17 protein-coding genes and 1 riboswitch are annotated in these 20615 nt (G+C 54.6%); of the genes, 12 read left to right on the top strand and 5 right to left on the bottom strand.

Annotation, left to right across the window (positions count from 1 at the left end; genetic code table 11):
• The first annotated feature begins 395 nt into the window (after window positions 1-395).
• Window positions 396-1412: an adenosylcobinamide-phosphate synthase CbiB gene (gene cbiB, locus ACTU44_RS01220; RefSeq protein ID WP_462096458.1), complete on the top strand. Its 1017-nt coding sequence runs from the start codon at window positions 396-398 to the stop codon at window positions 1410-1412.
• The gene (locus tag ACTU44_RS01215) at window positions 1409-2026 is read left to right on the top strand and encodes a nucleotidyltransferase family protein (protein WP_462096457.1); all 618 of its coding nucleotides are present in this window, start codon (window positions 1409-1411) and stop codon (window positions 2024-2026) included. The genes cbiB and ACTU44_RS01215 overlap by 4 nt, the downstream gene beginning before the upstream one ends.
• 20 nt (window positions 2027-2046) lie before the next feature.
• On the opposite strand, the gene rfaE1 is transcribed toward ACTU44_RS01215, so the two are convergent.
• From rfaE1 to ACTU44_RS01200, 3 genes are read right to left on the bottom strand one after another with little or no spacing between them, the layout of a single operon-like run.
• Window positions 2047-3519: a D-glycero-beta-D-manno-heptose-7-phosphate kinase gene (rfaE1, locus tag ACTU44_RS01210; RefSeq protein WP_114096271.1), complete on the bottom strand. Its 1473-nt coding sequence runs from the start codon at window positions 3517-3519 to the stop codon at window positions 2047-2049.
• A gap of 54 nt (window positions 3520-3573) precedes the next feature.
• On the bottom strand, window positions 3574-4158 hold the full coding sequence (locus tag ACTU44_RS01205) for a D-sedoheptulose 7-phosphate isomerase (protein WP_462096456.1): 585 nt from the start codon (window positions 4156-4158) through the stop codon (window positions 3574-3576).
• Between the two features lie 29 nt (window positions 4159-4187).
• Entirely contained in the window at window positions 4188-5141 is a 954-nt protein-coding gene (locus tag ACTU44_RS01200; protein WP_336079572.1) for a UDP-glucuronic acid decarboxylase family protein, read from the bottom strand.
• A 232-nt stretch (window positions 5142-5373) separates the two neighbouring features.
• Between ACTU44_RS01200 and ACTU44_RS01195 the strand changes: the two genes are divergently transcribed.
• Entirely contained in the window at window positions 5374-6603 is a 1230-nt protein-coding gene (locus ACTU44_RS01195; RefSeq protein WP_114096268.1) for an EAL domain-containing protein, read from the top strand.
• 61 nt (window positions 6604-6664) lie between these two features.
• On the opposite strand, the gene cobT is transcribed toward ACTU44_RS01195, so the two are convergent.
• Window positions 6665-7699, bottom strand: a complete 1035-nt coding sequence (cobT, locus tag ACTU44_RS01190; protein WP_114096837.1) for a nicotinate-nucleotide--dimethylbenzimidazole phosphoribosyltransferase — start codon at window positions 7697-7699, stop codon at window positions 6665-6667.
• A gap of 265 nt (window positions 7700-7964) precedes the next feature.
• Between cobT and cobS the strand changes: the two genes are divergently transcribed.
• Together cobS and ACTU44_RS01180 are read left to right on the top strand one after the other, a co-directional pair.
• Window positions 7965-8786, top strand: coding sequence for an adenosylcobinamide-GDP ribazoletransferase (cobS, locus tag ACTU44_RS01185; RefSeq protein WP_462096455.1), 822 nt, complete (start codon window positions 7965-7967; stop codon window positions 8784-8786).
• A 60-nt stretch (window positions 8787-8846) separates the two neighbouring features.
• Window positions 8847-9458 carry a histidine phosphatase family protein gene (locus ACTU44_RS01180; RefSeq protein ID WP_462096454.1) on the top strand — a complete coding sequence of 204 codons (612 nt, stop codon included), beginning with the start codon at window positions 8847-8849 and terminating at the stop codon, window positions 9456-9458.
• A 114-nt stretch (window positions 9459-9572) separates the two neighbouring features.
• Here the strand turns inward: ACTU44_RS01180 and ACTU44_RS01175 are convergent, their stop codons facing one another.
• Window positions 9573-10247: a hypothetical protein gene (locus tag ACTU44_RS01175; RefSeq protein ID WP_114096265.1), complete on the bottom strand. Its 675-nt coding sequence runs from the start codon at window positions 10245-10247 to the stop codon at window positions 9573-9575.
• A gap of 243 nt (window positions 10248-10490) precedes the next feature.
• A riboswitch (cobalamin riboswitch) is annotated at window positions 10491-10680 on the top strand.
• 56 nt (window positions 10681-10736) lie between these two features.
• Here ACTU44_RS01175 and cobU point away from each other — a divergent pair.
• The 7 genes from cobU to ACTU44_RS01140 all read left to right on the top strand — a co-directional run bounded on the left by cobU (window position 10737) and on the right by ACTU44_RS01140 (window position 20400).
• Window positions 10737-11264, top strand: coding sequence for a bifunctional adenosylcobinamide kinase/adenosylcobinamide-phosphate guanylyltransferase (cobU, locus tag ACTU44_RS01170; protein WP_462096453.1), 528 nt, complete (start codon window positions 10737-10739; stop codon window positions 11262-11264).
• Between the two features lie 34 nt (window positions 11265-11298).
• Window positions 11299-12339 carry a cobalamin biosynthesis protein CobW gene (gene cobW / locus ACTU44_RS01165; protein WP_114096263.1) on the top strand — a complete coding sequence of 347 codons (1041 nt, stop codon included), beginning with the start codon at window positions 11299-11301 and terminating at the stop codon, window positions 12337-12339.
• Between the two features lie 93 nt (window positions 12340-12432).
• Window positions 12433-16203, top strand: a complete 3771-nt coding sequence (cobN, locus tag ACTU44_RS01160) for a cobaltochelatase subunit CobN (RefSeq protein WP_462096452.1) — start codon at window positions 12433-12435, stop codon at window positions 16201-16203.
• Between the two features lie 183 nt (window positions 16204-16386).
• On the top strand, window positions 16387-17088 hold the full coding sequence (locus ACTU44_RS01155) for a hypothetical protein (protein WP_114096261.1): 702 nt from the start codon (window positions 16387-16389) through the stop codon (window positions 17086-17088).
• 175 nt (window positions 17089-17263) lie between these two features.
• Window positions 17264-18094 carry an endo alpha-1,4 polygalactosaminidase gene (locus ACTU44_RS01150; RefSeq protein WP_462096451.1) on the top strand — a complete coding sequence of 277 codons (831 nt, stop codon included), beginning with the start codon at window positions 17264-17266 and terminating at the stop codon, window positions 18092-18094.
• Window positions 18095-18147: 53 nt separating this feature from the next.
• A complete protein-coding gene (gene cobO / locus ACTU44_RS01145) occupies window positions 18148-18774 on the top strand; it encodes a cob(I)yrinic acid a,c-diamide adenosyltransferase (RefSeq protein WP_462096450.1) in 627 nt (208 codons plus the stop codon).
• 57 nt (window positions 18775-18831) lie between these two features.
• Window positions 18832-20400 carry a cobyric acid synthase gene (locus ACTU44_RS01140; RefSeq protein WP_462096449.1) on the top strand — a complete coding sequence of 523 codons (1569 nt, stop codon included), beginning with the start codon at window positions 18832-18834 and terminating at the stop codon, window positions 20398-20400.
• Window positions 20401-20615: the final 215 nt, after the last annotated feature.

Below are 20615 nucleotides of genomic sequence, written 5' to 3'. Positions count from 1 at the left end.
TCTTCGCGATGCTTTTGCCATCGCGGTACCCGATGCCACCCCCGTTTTCACCGATTGGCCTGCGGAATGCAAGCGGCAGGTAACAGAAGATGGATCGCAGGCCACATCGGGGGCGAAAATACTGCTTATTGTGGGCAGGGTATCTGTTGATATCGAAGATGTTGTAGGGGGCGTTTAGCTATGGGGATGTCTTTATCTGGCTGGTGATCGCAAGGGGTGTCTTATGTGACCGAAACTTCGGTCACTGACCTGTTAGTATGATGAAATTAAAAATCGTATGAAAATGTTCTAGCAAACCGGATCGGGAATGGCAAATCGTCTTGTGATAGAATGACTTATCCACAGCGTTTGTCATTGGCATTGACGGTTGGCTGTGCAGGACGCACATTGCGCCGATGGAACCTGATCTCGTCGATTTTCTTATTCCGGTTTCCGGATTTTCCGGGCCACTTTTCACAATACTGGTGCTGGCACTGGTGTTGGACGCCATCTTTGGCGACTTCCCCTGGCTGTTTTCGCGCATTTCTCATCCGGTTGTCTGGATTGGCAACCTGATTGCATGGTTTGAAGCCCGCCTTAACCGTCCGGGTCGCAGCCATGCTGATCTGATCGTTCGCGGGATTGTAACAAGTTTGGCGGTGATTGCCGCAGCCGGGTGTTTTGGCGGGGTGGTTCAGCTGGTTTCGACGCTGGGGGATGTCTTCAGGGGATTTGAAATTCTTCTGGTCGCAGTTCTGATTGCCCAAAAGGGGCTTTATCAGCATGTCAAAGCCGTCTCGACAGCGCTTAGGAAAGACGGGCTTGCTGGCGGGCGCAAGGCGGTTTCGATGATTGTCGGGCGCGATCCGGACAAGCTTGATGAAGCCGGTGTCAGCCGGGCCGCAATTGAAAGCTGTGCTGAAAATTTCTCGGACGGTGTTGTCGCACCACTCTTCTGGTATGTGGTTGCCGGTCCGATCGGCATTTGCGTCTATAAGGCGATCAATACCCTTGATTCCATGATCGGTCACCGCAACGAACGTTATTTGTATTTCGGGCGTTTTGCCGCGCGCCTTGATGATGTGGTGAATTTCATTCCGGCCCGCATTGCCGGGGGGGTGATTTGTCTGGCCGCTGTTCTTGGGGCAAAGACCAGTGGCAAAGCCGCCTGGCAGACACTTTTGCGCGATGCAGGCAAACATAAATCCCCAAATGCCGGATGGCAGGAAGCAGCCTTTGCCGGGGCGCTTGATCTTGCCCTTGCCGGACCCCGCCAATATGGCGACGAGATCGTTGATGACCCCTATATCGGATCGGGGCGGCGTGATGCAACGGCCTCGGACATCGACCGGGCATTGTCGCTTTATACCGGGGCCTGCCTGATCAATGCGGCCTGGCCGGTTGTGATCAAGCTTCTCTGGGTCGGGTTATGAGTTCGGGGCAACTCATTGATCAGTGTGTTCTCGGCGCAGACTTCGTAAACGGGGTTCTTCAAAACCGGTTCAATGGCGAAATTCTGGGTCGGTTCGGATCACTTGGCTTTTCCGATTGGTGGCTGACCGCCGGCTGTCTGGCGCAAACCATCTGGAACCTGAATGCCGGACGGCAGTCGGAAGCCGATATCAACGATTACGACATTTTTTATTTCGATCCCGATACGGACTGGAAGGCCGAAGATCGGGTGATTTCCCAAGCCGCGGCACTCTTTGCCGATTTGCCAGTTCGCATTGAAGTCCGAAATCAGGCGCGCGTGCCGATCTGGTATCCGGAAAAGTTCGGTTTTGACTATGGCCCGGTCCATTATGCCAGCGACGGGATCGACCGTTTTGCCTATCAGACAACGGCAATCGGACTGCGAAAAGACAGAAATGGCAGCTTTCGCATCTATGCCCCGTTTGGGCTGGAGGCCGCGATGTCAGGCCAGATTATACCCAATCCGGTTTTGCCAATCCGCAAGGTCTATGAGGCGAAAGTCGCGCGCTGGAAGAAAATCTGGCCGGAACTGGTCATCGGGCCATGGCCCGATGACGTCAAAGCCGTTCCATAAGGTCGTCTGAAAGTCAGACCTTATTTCTTGCCGTCATTCATGCGCGCAATGGTCGAGGTGGTTGAAAACCCGTCTTCAAGATTGGCCAGAACCACCTTGCCGCCATAGCCATGCACGATATCGGCACCCACCACCTTGTCGATGGTGTAATCGGCACCTTTGACAAGGATGTCAGGCTTGATCGCCTCGATCAGTTTGATCGGTGTGTCTTCACTGAAAATCACGACGCCACTGACTGTTTCAAGGGATCCCAAAACAGCAGCACGGGCAGCTTCGGACTGAACCGGGCGGCTTTCGCCTTTGAGACGTTTGACCGATGCATCAGAATTAAGCCCGACAATCAGGCGGTCGCAATTTGCGCGTGCCTGTCGGAGCAGGCTGAGATGGCCGGGGTGCAAAAGGTCAAAGCAGCCATTGGTAAAGCCGACCTTGTATCCCTTGCGACGCCAGCGTTCTGCGCGATCCACCATACGATCAAGCGGCATCAGTTTGGCCTCGCCAATCATCAGATCATGGTGGTGCAGGGCCGATACCAGCTCATCAGGATAGACAATCGCAGTGCCGATTTTACCAACCACGATACCGGCGGCAACATTGGCAATGCGCGCCGCATCGGCAAGACTTGATCCCGCAGCCACTGCCGAGGCAAGGCATGCAACCACCGTGTCACCCGCGCCCGATACGTCAAACACTTCGCGGGCCTCGGTTGGCAGGTGAATGGCCTCACCCCCCTTGGTGACAAGGGTCATGCCATCCTGGCTTCTGGTCAGAAGGACATTATCAATGCCGCATTCGGTGATGATTTTGGTTGCCGCAGCAATCGCATCTTCGTCACTATTAACCGCAATGCCGGTCGCGGCCTGTGCTTCGGCGCGGTTCGGCGTGACCACGGTGGCACCGCGATAGATGCTGTAATCATTGCCTTTCGGGTCGACAATGACCGGCTTCCCGGCCTTGCGTGCCGCATTGATGGCGGCGGCAACCACGTCGGCGTGCAAAACACCCTTGCCGTAATCAGACAGAATGATCGCTTCAACGTCTGGTGCCAGCTGCCCTGCAAGGGCTGAAAGGTTGCTGATTGTCGCCGGGGCAATATCGGATGTGGTTTCGTTGTCAGATCGCAACAATTGCTGTCCGCTGGCGATATAGCGGGTTTTGATCGTGGTCGGGCGGTTGCGTTCGGTCTGGATATAGGGCTCAACACCCTTGTCATTGGAAACATATTCCATGACTTCCCGACCCGGCAGATCATCCCCGACAAGTGTCAGAAACTGAACAGACGCGCCAAGGGCTGTGGCATTGCGCGCAACGTTCCCCGCACCGCCGAGCATCGCACTTTCGCGTTCGACCCTGATTACCGGGATCGGGGCTTCGGGCGAGATACGGTTAACCGATCCATAGACAAAGCGATCAAGCATGACATCGCCAATGCAAAGAACTTTGGCGTTGGTCAGTTGTTCTACCTGTCGGGCCAGATGGCTAAGATCGGTCATGCTGTGGTGTCTTTGTTCTGTCTGGGTATTTTATAAATCAGGTGTCTGGCGAACTTATCGCTTGGTCAGGCCAAGGGTGTGCTCAAGGGCACCGACCAGCATCTGACCAAGCTGGATATGCATTTCCTGAATGCGTGCCGTGGTGTTGCTTGGCACAATCATCAGCGGATCACACAGACCAACCATATCGCCGCCGGTTTTCCCGGTCCAGCCGGTCGCAATCAGTCCCATTTCCTTGGCCTTGGCCAGCCCAAGATTAACGTTCTTGCTGTTGCCCGATGTCGAAATCCCGATTGCAACATCGTCGGGGTTGCCGAGTGCTTCGATCTGGCGCGAGAACAGGTAATCGAACCCGAAATCATTGCCGATTGCGGTCAATGCCGAACTGTCGGTGGTCAGGGCAATAGCCGGAAGGGCGCGACGATCATGGATATAGCGAACCGTAAATTCGGTTGCGATATGCTGGGCATCGGCCGCAGAGCCGCCATTGCCGAAAAACAGCAGTTTGTTGCCGTCATTCAGCGCATCGGTACAGATTTCGACCAGTTCAATGAACGCATCGCGGGTTGCTTCGCGGGTTTTGTTGACCAGATCAAGATGCTCGTCAAATTCGGCATCGAAAAAGGCTTTGATATCCATCGTATGTCAAAATCCTGCAGTAAGTCGTCTTAACCGTGTTTCGCAATCAGATCGCGGAAATACTCAATGGTTGAGCCAAGACCGGTTTCCAGTGCCACTTTCGGCTCCCAGCCCAGTGTATTGCGGGCAAAGGTAATATCGGGTTTACGCTGAAGCGGATCATCAGCCGGCAGATCCTTGAAGATCAGCCTGGATGACGATGACGTCATGTCAATCACACGTTCCGCAAGTTCGCGAATGCTGATTTCAAACGGGTTTCCAAGGTTCATCGGGCCGGTCACTGATTTATCGGTCGCCATCAGACGAATGAATCCTTCAATCAGGTCGGTATAGAAACAGAAGGAACGGGTTTGTTCACCGTCTCCATAGATGGTGATGTCTTCACCCTGAAGTGCCTGAATGATGAAGTTTGAAACCACGCGACCATCTTGTGGATGCATGCGCGGCCCATAGGTATTGAAGATGCGGGCAACCTTGATATCAAGGCCGTGCTGGCGGTGATAGTCAAAGAACAGGGTCTCTGCGCAGCGCTTGCCTTCGTCATAGCAGGCGCGCGGGCCGATCGGGTTGACATTGCCACGGTAATCTTCGGTTTGCGGATGTACTTCCGGATCGCCATAGACTTCGCTGGTCGATGCCTGGAAAATCTTTGCACCAACCCGCTTTGCAAGGCCGAGCATATTGATCGCACCATGTACGCTGGTCTTGGTCGTCTGGACCGGGTCGTACTGGTAATTTATCGGAGATGCCGGGCAGGCCAGATTATAGATCTCGTCGACTTCAATATAGAGCGGGAAGGTCACATCATGACGCATCAGTTCGAAATGCGGATTCTCAAGCAAATGAACAATATTGTCTTTGCTGCCGGTATAGAAATTGTCGACGCAAAGGACGTCATTGCCTTCTTCAAGCAGACGTTCACACAGATGTGAGCCCAAGAACCCGGCACCACCCGTCACAAGAATGCGATTACGTCGCCACATATCGTTCTTTGACCTATCGCTCAGATGTTAAATCGGGCTGAAACTAGCAGCTTGGATGGCGGAAAGCTACGACTTATCTTTTCGCCAGATGTTTGAAAATGTCCGATTTTCACGTTTGGTTTCAATAGATATGAATGATAAATACATAACCTGTTAATCGACAGGCTCTATTATGAAACGGGCTTGGTATCGGCATTGGTTCCGATAAAACAATAATCTGGTTTTTGCATTAATGTCTGATAGTTCACTTCCATCACCCGAGGCCTTTCTCGTCGACTATGTGCGGCGCCTTGAACGGCGCAAGGACGGTGTCGGTGCTATCCATGTGCATTTCTCGAAATTGCAGGCATTCAACCGGCGTGATCACCATATCCGCACGGCGATTGTTGCCTTTGAAGAAATCGTGCCGGAAGTCACCGGTCGCATTTTTACCCTGTCCAATCAGGATCTGATTTTCATTTTCGATGCCGCTGAAATGGACGAGGTCAATGCCGTCATTTTCCGGCTTAAGTTCCTGTTTAATGATGATCCACTGATCAGCGATGGCAAGGATGAAAGCGGCGCACCGGCCACTTTCACCGACTATTTCGATGTCGGCCAGCAATACAAGGAATTCCTGCATCTGACCCAGATGCTGGTGCGATCAAACGCCAACCGGCCACGCGTCGTCAGCAAGGCAGCAGAACGTCATAACGATCACCCGGACTATGGGGATGATCGTGCGCCGCTGACACCTAAAATTCTTGGCCGTATTGATGAATCCCTGCGTCGTGCCGATCTGTCCAATCTTATGCGCCGTCAGGCGATCTGTGCGGTGGTTGGCGATGCCAACCCGACGCCGGTATTCCATGAATTGTTCATTTCAATCAAGGATTTGCAGGAAACGCTCCTGCCCGATGTGAATGTTCTGTCGAACCGGTGGCTGTTCCAGCATCTGACGGAAATTCTTGATCGTCGCATGCTGTCGCTTTTGACGCGGTCCAATGATGCATCCGTGACCGGTTCGGTCAGTATCAATCTCAATGTGTCGACCTTGCTATCACCTGATTTCCTGACCTTTGACAGCAATGTCAAAGCCGGTCAGCGCGGCACCATTGTTCTTGAACTGCAAAAGATCGATATTTTCGCCGATCTGGGTGCGTTCTTCTTCGCGCGTGATTTTTGCCGTGATCGCGGGTATCGCATCTGTATTGATGGTATCAGCCATCTGTCGCTTCCCTATATCAACCGTAACAAGCTTGGCGTTGATATGATCAAGATGATCTGGGATCCGGAGATGGAAAGCATGGACGAAGAGCATCGCGAAGCCATGCGGGCTGCGGTTGCTGAATCTGGTGATACGCGTGTGATTCTTTGCCGTTGCGATGATGAACGGGCCATCAAGTTTGGCCATTCAATCAATATCACCATGTTCCAGGGCCGCCATGTCGAGCACCTGATGAGCGAGCGGACAAAAAAATAGCGCCGGTTGCCTCCGGCGCTATCCTGTCGATAACATCACTTATCGCATCGCCTGGAAAAGCTTACGCCTCTTCCTTGCCATCAATGCCGGCTTTTTCAAAGGTTGCCATGCCGTTGTGGCATTCGGCTGCCGAACGCAGAAGCGGGATGGCAAGTGCGGCACCTGATCCCTCGCCAAGGCGCATGCCAAAATCAATCAGGGCCTTTTTACCAAGCTTGTCGAGCAAGCGGATATGCCCCGGCTCGGCTGAAACATGACCGACAAGGCAGTGATCGAGCGCATCAGCACGCACCGCAGCAAGAACAGCAGCCGCCGCACAGGAAACATAGCCATCAAGCAAAACCGGCACCCGTGAATAACGCGCAGCAATAATCGCACCAGCCATGGCGGCGATTTCACGACCGCCGACACAGCGCAACACATCAAGCCCGTCATGCATCTGGTTTTTATGCAGGATGATGGCATCGCCAACCACGCGGGTCTTGAGTGTGAGTGCGGCATCATCAATCCCGGTGCCCCGGCCTGTCCATTCGGCCGGGGTTCCGCCATAAAGCGCATGTGCAATTGCGGCGGCCGCGGTGGTATTGCCAATCCCCATTTCACCCGGAACAAACAGATCAAGGCCCTTTTCGATTGCGCTCATGCCAAAGGCCATGGCTTCTGCGCAGCCTTCATCATCCATCGCCGGTTCCTGGCTGAAATCATTGGTCGGGATTTCAAGGGCAACTTCCATCACCCGCAATTCCGCATCAACCGATTTGCAAATCTGGTTGATGGCCGCCCCGCCATTGATGAAGTTTTCGACCATCTGCTGGTTCACACTTGGCGGAAAGGCCGAAACTCCCTGCGCGACCACACCGTGGCTTCCGGCAAAGACCGTAACGCGTGGACGCGACATGCGCGGACGCGATGTTCCCTGCCAACCTGCAAGCCACAAGCTGAATTCTTCCAGTCGCCCAAGCGATCCGGCCGGCTTGGTCAGGGTCGGTTCGCGTTCGAGTACCGCTGCCTGTGCGTCGCTATCCACACCGGGCAATTCAGCCAGAAGGGTGCGGATCTCATCAAGGTTTTGGGGCGGGTGCTTGGCATTGAACATATTGGTCTCCGGCTGGCGGCATTTCGTCGAAAGCGTGTTCCGCTTGGCTTCTGAGATGGTAAGGACTAGGTTCAGAAACCAATCAAATGGTGCGTCTTGCTGTTCATCAGGTTTCTGGTTTCCCGGTGCGGGGCAGCTTCCATCAGATGGCAGGATGACAGGCGCCGGGGAAATCGGCCTCAAACTAGGCCCATGTGCAACAGAATGCCAGTTCGAATATCGGAATTTGACGGTGCCCGAAGATCATAACCAAAACGAAACAAATATGCAAAGCACAGATCAACCGGATGCGAAGTCAAAGGAATTTGGCCGCGAAACCATCGCAGATACGTCTGTTTTGACCGACTTCTGGCGGGCCATGGCTTTGCTGAGCCGGGTGCCGGTTTACCATATTGATGACTTTCGTCCTGTCATGATTGCACGATCGGTCTGGTGCTGGCCGCTTGTTGGTCTGGTGCTGGCCGGATTTGCTTTGCTTCCTGCCATGCTGGCCCATTACCTGACCGGAAATGCGGTCATATTTGCAATCTTTGCAGTTGCGTCCATGGTGCTATTGACCGGGGCCATGCATGAAGACGGTCTTGCCGATTGCGCAGACGGCTTTGGCGGTGGTGTCGATCAGGCCCGCAAACTGGAAATCATGCGCGACAGTACGGTTGGTACTTATGGCGTGGTTGCCTTGATACTTGGTCTGGTATTGCGTCTGACCCTGATTACGGCGGCTGCGGATATGGGCAAGGGGGCGGTTATTTTCCTGGTTGTCGCGGTAATTTCACGTGCCGCCATACCGGTTATGATGCGTATCCTGCCCCCGGCGCGCGATAATGGTCTGGGCAAGGGGGCGGGACGGCCCGACGGGCTGCCGATCCTGATTGGATTTGCGATTGCGGCTGCGATTGTTCTCGTCCTTTCCGGCATTGTTGCAACGCTTGCGGTTAGTTGCGGCGTTGCCCTTGCCATTTGTCTGGTCCGGCTGGTTGCCAAATGGCAGATTGGCGGGCAAACAGGCGACGTTTTGGGTGCAACGCAAATCTGTGCCGAGCTGTTTGCCGGTATCGGATTTATCGCAGCGATGACCATGGCATGATGGTAAGATGACAGCGTTTGCGATCCTTCATCACCAAAGCCCGATTGGTCTGAGGAATATATGATCAAAGCTGAAACAACGCGCTGGTGGCTGGTGCGACATGCCCCGGTCGAGAACCCGGAACGTCTGGTTTACGGCCGCAGCGACATGCCCGCTGATTTGTCTGATGAAAAGAAATTACGTGCAGTCGCCCGCCATTTACCGCGCGATGCGGTCTGGGTCACAAGTCATCTTTCCCGAACTCTTGATACCGCGCTCAAGCTTCAGGAAGTTATTGACGAAGACGTTGTGCCAACGCGCGAAAGCGGCTTTTCCGAACAGCATTTCGGCGCGTGGGAGCTGCAGCACTGGAATGATCTTCCCAAAGGTGAAACCACGCAGTTCTGGACCGATTTCGCCCGTCAGCAACCACCCAATGGCGAAAGCTTCGCCGATGTGGTCGACCGGGTTGGTCCGATTTTCAATCGTCTGAACCGATACTGGGCCGGGCGCGATATCGTTGCGGTCATTCATGGCGGAACGATCCGGGCGATCATGGCCAATGCCCTTGGCTTGTCGCTTGAGGCGGCCCTGTCATTTCATATTGATACGCTGAGCCTGACCAAGCTTGAATATATTGACGGGGTTGATCTGCCCGGCTGGCGGATCACCGGTGTTAATCAAACTTACTAAAACCGGAAACTGTGGTGTCACCATCTCGGCCCTGCAGATCCAGAAACGGCATCTATCCCGTTTGAGATGATGCCGTTTCTGGTTCTGGCCGGATCAATTTCCGGATGGTCGCGTTCAGGCCGATTGTAGTTCTGCTTTTGGGGAAAGATCGTCAAAAGCCTGTTCGGCCAGATATCGATCAAGTAGATCTGCCGAAATGTCATACTTTTCGCAGATCGCGGTCACGTCCTGAAGATAGGCCTCATAATAGGGCATCGGACGGCTGCGCGACTTGTTGCGCAAATTGGCAACATTCGGAAAATCTTCGGACAATGCCGTATTTTCAATCACCTGAATAACATTGTCGTCGATAATGGCTGCTGGCATGCCGCAATAGGTCTTGCCGCAGGCCGAGAGCATTTTGCTTGCGGTCGGAACCGAAATGCCCGGCTGGGCCAGCAATTCGTTCAGCTCTTCTTCGCCGAAATCGGAAATCGACATCAGGGTAATCAATGTCGGAAGGTCGCGGACAAGCAGTGACAATGCATTCACACGGATGCCTCGGGAATGGGACCAGATAATGGTTCCAATCACGCCCTTGGAGGCATCAAGCGCAAAGATGTTGCGAACATCACGCCGCGAAAGCGTGATCTCTGAATCCGTCGCATATTCGTGCAAAAAGGTCTGAAACGCGCGATTTTCAGAGTTCAAACGTTCAAGCAAGCCAAGCCACATATCCTTTCGGGACGATGTAACCCAGCTTGGCGTGTTCGGTTTTCGGATTTTCGATAGTTGTGCAGAAACTGCCATCTGATTATGAAAAATTCCAGTTAACCCCAAGATCCAGTTGCCACATTTTTTCTGTGGCACACCGGGTTATGATGGTTTTTGTCCCGGCGATCCCACTGGAAGGTGATTTTGTCTCACTCTAATTCCAGCGTGATAATATTATGTTCTCTTAAAGGAGGGCTCCCCTCAAGAAGACAATTCTTACAAATACTGACCTTTCGATTAGGGTGCTTCGCCAATTGGAGAATGCCCTTTGGGTTCAGAACCAAACCTGTTAGGTTCGGCGCACCGTTCGGTGATGGGAAATCGGTGCGATGCCGATGCTGCCCCCGCAACTGTATCGGGTTGGGTGATCCAGATGGACGCAAGGTCGTTCATCAGCCACCGGGAAACCGGGAAGGCGGATTGCTTTCATGCCCGCAGCCAGGAAACCAGCCGAAGGTGTCACCAATCAAAAACCGGTGGCGACGCAATCGGGCCTCGGTGGGAGGCCATGGCGAGGAACAGACAATGACCCAAAATGACCCGCTTGGCGGGACGCACCTGATCCTTGGTGGTGCACGATCGGGTAAAAGTCGGTTTGCCGAAAACATCATCAATCATGCCGGTGGCGGGATTTATGTCGCGACGGGTCGGGCATGGGATGATGAAATGGCCAACCGCATCGACCTTCACAAACAGTCGCGCGGCGATCTTTGGCAAACGATTGAGGAACCCCTTGATCTTTGTGGCACGCTTGCAACCTGCAACCGAACGGGCGCAAAGCCGGTTCTGGTTGATTGCCTGACCTTGTGGCTGACCAATCTGATGCTTGAAGATCGCGACATTGATGCGGAATTTGATCAGCTTTGCGAACTGATCCCGACATTGAAGATTCCGGTTTTGCTGGTATCAAACGAAGTCGGTTTCGGCATTGTTCCGGAAAATGCAATGGCACGGACCTTTCGTGACCATGCCGGACGGCTGCATCAACGCATCGCTGAACTGGTTGATCGGGTGACACTGGTGGTCGCAGGCATCCCGATGCAGGTCAAATAACAAGTTAATGTATTGATTTTTAAGGATTTATAAGATGGCGCAATTGGGAAAAATCCCGGCAACGGTTATCACCGGTTTTCTGGGTGCGGGCAAGACAACCATGATCCGCAACATGCTGGAAAATGCCAATGGCAAACGTATCGCCCTGATCATCAATGAATTTGGCGATCTTGGTGTTGATCGTGGTATCATCAATGGCTGCGGCATCGAAGGTTGTGCCGAGGATGATGTCGTTGAACTGGCAAACGGGTGCATTTGCTGCACGGTCGCAGATGATTTCCTGCCGACCATTCGCGGGCTGATTGATCGCGAAACACCGCCTGATCACATCGTGATTGAAACATCTGGTCTGGCTTTGCCGAAACCGCTGGTCAAGGCGTTTAACTGGCCGGAAGTCCGGTCGCGTGTGACCGTGGACGGGGTGGTTGCGGTTCTTGATGGCGCGGCCCTGCGCGACGGTCTGTTTGCCCATGACCATCATGCGGTTCAGGCACAGCGCGAGGCTGATGAAAATCTTGACCATGAAAGCCCGCTTGAAGAATTGTTCGAAGAACAGCTTCATTGCGCGGATATGGTGGTTTTGAACAAAACCGATCTTCTGACCGACGAAGAACGCGCCAAGGTCGAAGCCGACATTCGGGCAGAGCTGAAAAGACCATCGGTCAAGATTATCGCAACCGAACATTCCCGCGTTGAAAACGCCATTCTGCTGGGGCTTGGTGCCGCTGCCGAAGATGACCTTGATAGCCGCCCAAGCCATCACGACGATGGTCATGAGCATGATCACGATGACTTTGAAAGCTTTGTGGTGTCGCTTGATGCGGTCAATGATCCGGCGGCTCTGGAAAAGCGCCTGGTCGATGTTGTCCGCCAGTTTGATGTTCTGCGCATCAAGGGTTTCCTTGATATCCCCGGCAAGCCGATGCGCCATGTGGTTCAGGGTGTTGGCGAACGTTTCCAGCGTTACTTTGATCGCCCGTGGGCAGAAACGGAAAACCGCCGCTCCGAGCTGGTGGTGATCGGTCTGCATGGACTGGATCGCGCCGCCATCGAGACCGCGATCAAGGCGGCCTGAGGCCGTCTTTCCAAAGACAGATTAATCTGATCGATACCGGGTGTTTTGCATCCGGTATCGATGCCTTTGACGACGTAAAAGACGGAATTTCAAATGCATCTTTTGGCAGCTCAGCCCGGAATGGTTACCGATGGCAGCGAGGCGGTGGACCTTGGTCAGGAACCGGGGGATGTCGTGATCCTGTCTGCTGCCGAGTCCGAGCTTGCCTGTCTTGCCGGGGCGCAGGCGCGGTTGATCGATGCCTTTGGTGATGACGTTCCATCCTTGCGTCTGGCCAGCCTTTTGCAGCTTGGCCACAATATGTCGGTCGATCTGTATGTCGATGATGTATTAAGCGATGCCAAATTCATCATTGTGCGCATTCTGGGCGGGCGCGGTTACTGGGAATATGGCGTCGAGCAACTGGTTGCCATGGCGCGCACCAGGGACATTCCATTGGTTCTGCTGCCGGGTGATGATCAACCCGATGCCGAACTGCTTTCGCTTTCGACGCTCAGAGGCAGTGAATATCAGCATATCTGGCGCTATCTGATTGAAGGTGGCCCGCAAAATTCCGAGAATTTACTTCGCCTTATATATGAAAAGTTAAATGTAAATGTGAGCTGGAACTGGTCCCCAGCCGCCCCTTTGGTCAAGGCGGGTGGCTATTGGCCGGGAAAATCCCACGCAAATCTTGATGAAATCCGGTCAAACTGGGTTAAAGATCAACCGGTTACACCGGTAATCTTCTATCGATCCCTGGTGCAGGCCGGGAATCTCGACGTAATTGACGCACTGGTTGAAGAACTTTGTGTCAACCATCTCAATCCATTACCAATTTTTGTCGCCAGCCTTAAGGACCCGGTGGCAAGTGCGCTGGTTAGTGACTGGTTATCGGAAACATGCGCCGATTTGATCCTCAATACCACCGGGTTTGCGCTTTCCGTTCCGGGATCGGAACGACTTGACGGGCCGTTTGATACAGTCGATGCCCCGGTCTTTCAGGTGGTGCTGTCGGGTGGCAGCGAAGAAGCCTGGCGCGATGGCGTGAACGGCTTGGCCGCACGGGATATTGCGATGAATGTCGCCCTGCCCGAAGTTGACGGCCGTATTCTGGCACGTGCCATTTCGTTCAAGGGATCGGCGGGCAAGGACGACCTGACGCAGATCGATCTGGTCAAATATATCCCGGTACGTGATCGCGTGGCCTTCACGGCCAAACTTGCCGCCAACTGGATCAGGCTGCGTACCACTGATGCCCCGCACCGCAAGATCGCCATGGTCATGGCGAACTATCCCAACAAGGATGCCCGTCTGGGAAATGGTGTCGGGCTTGATACCCCGGCTGGCATGATTGAAACCCTGTGTGCCATGCAGGCAGAGGGGTATGAGCTTACCGATGTGCCCGATAATGGCGACGCCCTGATTTCGGCGGTGAAGGCCGGACCGACCAACGATTTCAAATCCCTTGCCGGACGCGACATACGCGTGACCTTGCCGATGGCAAAATACCGGACCGCGTTTGAGGAATTGCCAAAATCCATTCGGGATCAGGTGACGGATGCCTGGGGCGACCCGAAGACCGATCCGTTTTATCTGTCCGATCAGGACAGCTTTGCGCTATCGATCCTGCCGATGGGCAATGTGGTGGTCGGGTTGCAGCCTGCGCGCGGCTATAATATTGATCCGCTTGAAAGCTATCACTCGCCCGATCTGGTGCCGCCGCATAACTATTTCGCCTTTTACATCTGGCTGCGCCATGTGTTTGGCGTCGATGCGATCATTCATTTTGGCAAGCACGGCAATATGGAATGGTTACCGGGCAAGTCACTGGCACTGTCCGAGGATTGCTTCCCCGAGGCGGTCTTTGGCCCAACCCCGCATTTCTATCCCTTTATCGTCAATGATCCGGGCGAAGGCACGCAGGCCAAACGCCGGGCACAGGCCGTGATCCTTGACCATTTGACCCCGCCCCTGACGCGGGCGGAAAGCTATGGCCCGCTCAAGGATCTCGAAGCACTGGTGGACGAATATTATGACGCTGCTGCGGTCGATCCGCGCCGTCTGGTGATCCTCAAACGCGATATTCTTGAGCTTGCCATTCGCATTGGCCTTGATCGTGATTGCGGAATCGAAGCCGGTGAAGACGAAGAAAGCGCGTTGGCCAAGCTTGATAACTATCTGTGCGAGCTCAAGGAACTGCAAATCCGCGATGGCCTGCATATCTTTGGCAAGGCCCCTGAGGGTGATCTTCTGACTGATCTTCTGGTCGCGCTGGCGCGCTTGCCACGCGGTGCTGATACGGGACCAAAGGCATCGCTGCATCGGGCAATCGCCAGAGATATTCTTGCCGATCCGCAATTTGACCCGCTTGATTGCGCATTCGCTGAATTCTGGCCAGGTGCCAAGCCCGATATTCTTGCCGCCTATGATGATCAGGATATCGGGCCCTGGCGCACGACGGGTGATACGGTCGAACGCATCGAACTTCTGGCCCGTGATCTGGTCAATGGCACCCTCACTGCCGATCCGGCATGGGATGCGGTGAATGATGTTATTTCCGATATCGAAACAAATATTCGCCCGGCCGTAACCGGTTGTGGTGCGGCCGAGATTTCCGGCATTCTGCGCGGCCTTTCGGGCAAGTTTGTCGAACCGGGACCATCGGGGGCGCCAACCCGCGGACGGCCCGACGTGTTGCCGACCGGACGTAATTTCTATTCGGTGGATACCCGCACAATTCCGACGCCAGCGGCCTGGCAACTGGGATGGAAATCGGCAGAATTGCTGCTTGAACGGCACGTGCAGGATCACGGGGAATGGCCCAGTGCCCTTGGACTTTCGGTTTGGGGGACCAGCAATATGCGTACGGGTGGTGACGATATTGCGCAGGCCCTTGCCCTGATGGGGGTACGTCCGACATGGGATAGCGCGTCACGCCGTGTGACCGGGTTTGAGATCATGCCGGCATCGCTTTTGGGCCGTCCGCGTGTTGATGTAACCTTGCGCATATCTGGGTTCTTCCGCGATGCGTTTCCGGGCCTGATTGACCTGTTTGACAGTGCAGTACGCGCGGTGGCCGATCAGGCCGATGAAGCTGAGGACATCAACCCGATTGCCACGCGTATCGCGCGGGAGACGGCAAAACTAAGCGATCAGGGCATGGGTGCCGATCAGGCCCGCCAGCAGGCCGGTTTCCGCGTGTTCGGATCAAAGCCCGGTGCCTATGGTGCCGGTTTGCAGGCGATGATCGACGAACAGCTGTGGGAAGACGAAGCCGATCTTGCCGATGCCTATCTGGCATGGGGCAGTTATGCCTATGGGAACGGGGCCGAGGGCATTGCTGCGCGCAAGCTGTTTGAAACCCGTTTGGCGAATGTTGATGCGATTGTCCATAATCAGGATAACCGTGAACATGATCTGCTTGATTCCGATGACTATTATCAGTTCGAAGGCGGAATGACGTCGGCGGTGCGCAATCTGTCGGGTAAACAGCCCATTGTTTATCATAGTGACCATTCCCGCCCCGAAAGCCCCAAAATCCGCACGCTGGAAGAAGAAATCGCCCGTGTGGTCCGGGCCCGTGTGGTCAATCCCAAATGGATCAATGGCGTGATGCGCCATGGCTATAAGGGCGCGTTCGAGATGGCAGCCACAGTGGATTATCTGTTTGCCTTTGCGGCAACGGCGCGTTGTGTGGCTGATCATCATTTTGATCTGGTTTATGATGCCTATCTTGATGATCCAAAGGTTCGCGACTTTATCGAACAGCACAACCCAGATGCCCTGCGCGACATTCGGGATCGCCTGCGCGAAGCAATCGAACGTGGCCTTTGGCAGCCGCGCCGCAATAGCGTTGCCACCGAACTGATGGACCGCCCATAGGTGTGGTCGACTAACTGACGGGATTCACAAGAAATTTACCAAGGGAACATTGTCAGGAGTTGAAACGTTACGTTTTCGCACCATATCTCGATTAACCAACTGTTAATAAGTTGTGAGGGACGGGGCACACCTTTCGGATCGTCTGCACGGGAAGCAGGACGATCGAAAAGATAGGAGGCCGCGATGGAGAACAAGACCAACGTTCGTTTGCCTGACTATTTGCAAACTCCCTTGCCTGCCCACAAAGGGCACGCAGATATCATTGACTTCCTGCTTGCAGATTGTGACATGCCCGACTGGTTGCGGGCCGATACGCACGGACAGGGGCGTTATCGCCCGGCCCGCGGGGCCATTCGCGCCGTTCTTGACGTGCGTGAACGCTTTAACGGCCAGCACCGCCCGGTCAGCTTTGAAGAATTTCATGCTGGTATGACCGAACTTGCCCATCATCTGCCCGGCCCGGACCAGACCCGGTTCGAAATTGATGCCAAGGTTCAGATTTATTGGCGCTACTTGCAAGGTGTTGAACGCCAGGTCTGGCGCACGGCGATTTCGGTTGCCCATGTCGCCCTTGATCATTTTCCGGTGGTCCGGGAATTCAGAGCCCTGATCGAAGAGGTGGTTGTCAGCCGCGACTGGCTTGAACGCAGGCTTGAGGTCGTCGAACACAGTTTCCAGACCCCGGTGACATCGCACAATGAAACCGTGCGCAAAGCCTTGATGCGGCTGAAACGCATGTCGCCAGGTGATCGTCTGCAATTGTTTAACAAGGCCCGGATGCGGCGCCCTGAATTGCGCAATATCGATATGCGCGAACCCGATAAGTGGGCTGATCTTGTCACCGGTGATCTTGGTCTGTCACCGCGCGAAGGCACGATCTGCTAGGGAAATATCGTTCCGGAAAGACAGTTTGGTTTGTGGGTGGGGAATGCTGCCAATGGCAGCAGAAGGGTGCGGTCTTTGGGCCGCACCTTCTCTTATGTGCATGGTCCTGGGGTGTAAGGGTTGTCTTGCTTGCCGCGGGCGGGCAAAGTGAGGCGGTCATATTCCGGGGCCATCAATGAACGACGCGAAAAGATTGTTTTCCTTTGTCTTCTGCCTGTTTGGCGTCGCCATTTGTCTGATGCCTGTGGCACAAAATGCGCGGGCCACAGAAAACAATGGACGGTTTTCCGTGCCTCATGGGGCTTTTCACTGGCAGCTGCAAGGTGAAATTGCTGTCGATCCGGCCAGCATTGCTGTGATTGGTGCTGATCTTGATGAAACAACTGCGCTTCAGGTGGCGAAATGGCGCAAGGCGGGACTTTATCCGGTTTGCTATATCAATGTCGGCGCACTTGAAGACTGGCGCGAAGATTATCATCAGTTCCCGACGGATGTGGTTGGCAATGCCTATTGGGGTTGGGACGGCGAATACTGGCTTGATATCGCCCATTATGAACGCTTTGCCGATATTATGATGGCCCGGTTTGACAGGTGCCGTCAAAAGGGATTCTTGGCGGTAGAACCCGATAATATTGATGGTTACGAAGCCGATCAGTCAAACAGGACAACGGGATTTAAGCTCACACGTGAAGATCAGGTGCGCTATGTCGAATGGCTGATTGATCTGGCCCATGATCGCGGTCTTGCCATCGGGCAGAAAAATGCGTCCGAACTTGTTGATGATCTGGTGGACCGGATGGATTTTGCGCTGCTTGAATCGGCATTCCGGCTTGGCTTCATGGATGAATTTGATCCCTATATCGCACAGGGAAAGCCGGTCTTTGCCGTGGAATATTTTGAAGAGGGGGCGGATCCGGCCCTGTTTTGCCCGGCAGCCCGCAAGCATGGTTTTCAGGGTGTGATTGCCGGGCTTGAGCTTGATCAATCGCCACAAAACTGCCCTTGATCCCGCATGTGCTTTCGCCGCATTGTGGGGGCGCACTTCAAAGGGATGAAACCATGACCGATAAAAGCCAGCCAGACATTGATATCAACGTGCGCCATGATGAAAAAATGAAGAAAATCAAGGCCGCGCGCGACAAGATGATGGCCCAGAAGATCGATAAAAAGGGCCTGATCATTGTCCATACCGGCAAGGGCAAGGGTAAATCATCCTCGGCCTTTGGCATGGCGATGCGCTGTGTCGGCCATGACATGAAGGTCGGTGTGGTTCAGTTCATCAAGGGCGGCTGGGAAACCGGCGAGGCAAAACTGCTTAAAAAGTTCCCCGATCTTTGCGAATTCCACGCCATGGGCAATGGCTTTACCTGGGAAACCCAGAACCGTGCCCAGGATGTCGCACTGGCGCGTGAAGCCTGGAACAAGGCGCTGGAAATGCTGCGTGATCCAAGCTTTGCCATGGTCATCCTTGACGAGATCAATATCGTTCTGCGCTATGATTTTCTGCCGCTTGACGATGTGCTTGAAGCGCTTTCAAACAAGTTGCCCGATCAGCATATTGTCCTTACCGGCCGTAACGCGCCCGATACCCTGATCGAGGCTGCTGATCTGGTGACCGAAATGACCATGATAAAGCACCCGTTCCGCGAACAGGGCATCAAGGCCCAGGTCGGCGTCGAGTTCTGATCAATCTGGCGCGATATCGCCGTTATTGGGGAACAAAGTGAAAGTTTTGAAACCGGAATGAACGTGCAATCTGTTCCTGCCCTGATGCTTCAGGGGACCGGATCTGATGTCGGTAAATCCATGCTGGTTGCCGGATTGTGCCGCGCCTTTGCCCGGCGGGGCCTGCGCGTGCGCCCGTTCAAACCGCAAAACATGTCCAACAATGCCGCTGTCACCGATGATGGCGGCGAGATCGGCCGTGCGCAGGCGCTTCAGGCCCGTGCTGCCGGGGTTCCAACCACGGTCCATATGAACCCGGTCCTGCTCAAGCCACAAAGTGATATCGGCGCGCAGGTTGTCGTACAGGGCAAGGTTCTGACCAGTGCCAAGGCGCGCGATTACTATCGCCTCAAACGTGATCTTTTGCCCAAGGTCATCGAAAGTTTCGAGGTGATGGCGCGCGATGCCGACCTTGTCCTTGTCGAAGGGGCCGGGTCACCGGCGGAAGTCAATCTCCGGGCGGCTGACATCGCCAATATGGGCTTTGCCGAGGCGGCGAAAGTCCCGGTCATTCTGGTGGGCGATATTGATCGCGGCGGGGTCATCGCATCCATCGTCGGTACCCATGCACTTTTGTCCGACGATGATCGCACATGGCTAAAGGGCTATGTGATCAACAAGTTCCGCGGTGATGTGTCGCTGTTTGCATCGGCAACCGACATCATCGAACAGGCATGCGGGCTAAAAAGTTACGGTATCGCAACATATTGGCAGGGTGCCCATAAGCTCCCCGCCGAAGATGGCGTGGCCCTTGAAAAAGCGGGCAAATATCAGCGCCGCGCAGATGGTGCGGCGAAGGACAACCATGCCAAGGATAATGGAGAAGCCGGGCGCGTGATCCGGATCGCCGTGCCACATCTGCCGCGCATTGCCAATTTCGATGATCTTGATCCGCTGGCGGCCGAGGATGATGTCGACCTTCTGGTGATCAAACCCGGTCAGGTGATCCCTGCCGACTGTGACCTGGTGCTTTTGCCCGGCTCAAAGTCGACCATGGCGGATCTGCGTTTCCTGAAAGAACAGGGCTGGGATATCGACATTCTTGCCCATCACCGGCGCGGCGGCTTTGTCGTCGGGATATGCGGCGGCTATCAGATGCTGGGCCGGATGGTCCATGATCCTGACGGGGTCGAAGGCAAAGCGGGAAGCGAGGCGGGCTTGGGTCTTCTGGATGTTGAAACCGTCATGGCCGGTGACAAGACACTGCGCAAAACCGATGGCCTGACGACATCGGACGCCGTTCGAGGGCCACTTGAGTGCGGGATCGCGGTCAGCGGCTATGAAATTCATATGGGCCAGACCGAGGGACCAGACCGCGTGCGGGGCTGGCTGGCACTTGACGGGCTTGATAGCCCCGATGGCGCGATCAGTGCCGATGGCCGGGTGTTGGGATGCTATTTGCACGGGCTGTTTGGCAGTGACGCGTTCCGTCACGGCTTTCTGGCGGCGATTGGTGGCGATGACGGCCCGCGCCAAAGCAGTTTCGATGCCGGAGTCGACACCGCCCTTGATGAACTGGCGGACCATCTTGAAACCTGTCTTGACCTTGACGGGTTGCTTGAACTGGCAAAAAGTCGCGGCAAATAGCACCGCCTTCGGATTTCTGACAGCAAGTCTTGTCAAAAGCGTGAAAATCGCACGACATTTGCGTTGAAGGCCTTTACTTCCGTCCTGTTGCGTGGTTTGACAGATTTTGCAATTCCGGTTCTGAAATGAACTGTGTGAATTGCCGTTTTGCCAATATCTGAACACCGCTGGCGGGTCTTTGCAAAACGTTCATCCTTGGTCGGGTATCTTCACGT

Source organism: Thalassospira sp. SM2505, assembly GCF_054901115.1.
Note: the sequence above shows the minus strand (reverse complement) of the source record. Positions and strands in the feature narration are given on the sequence as shown.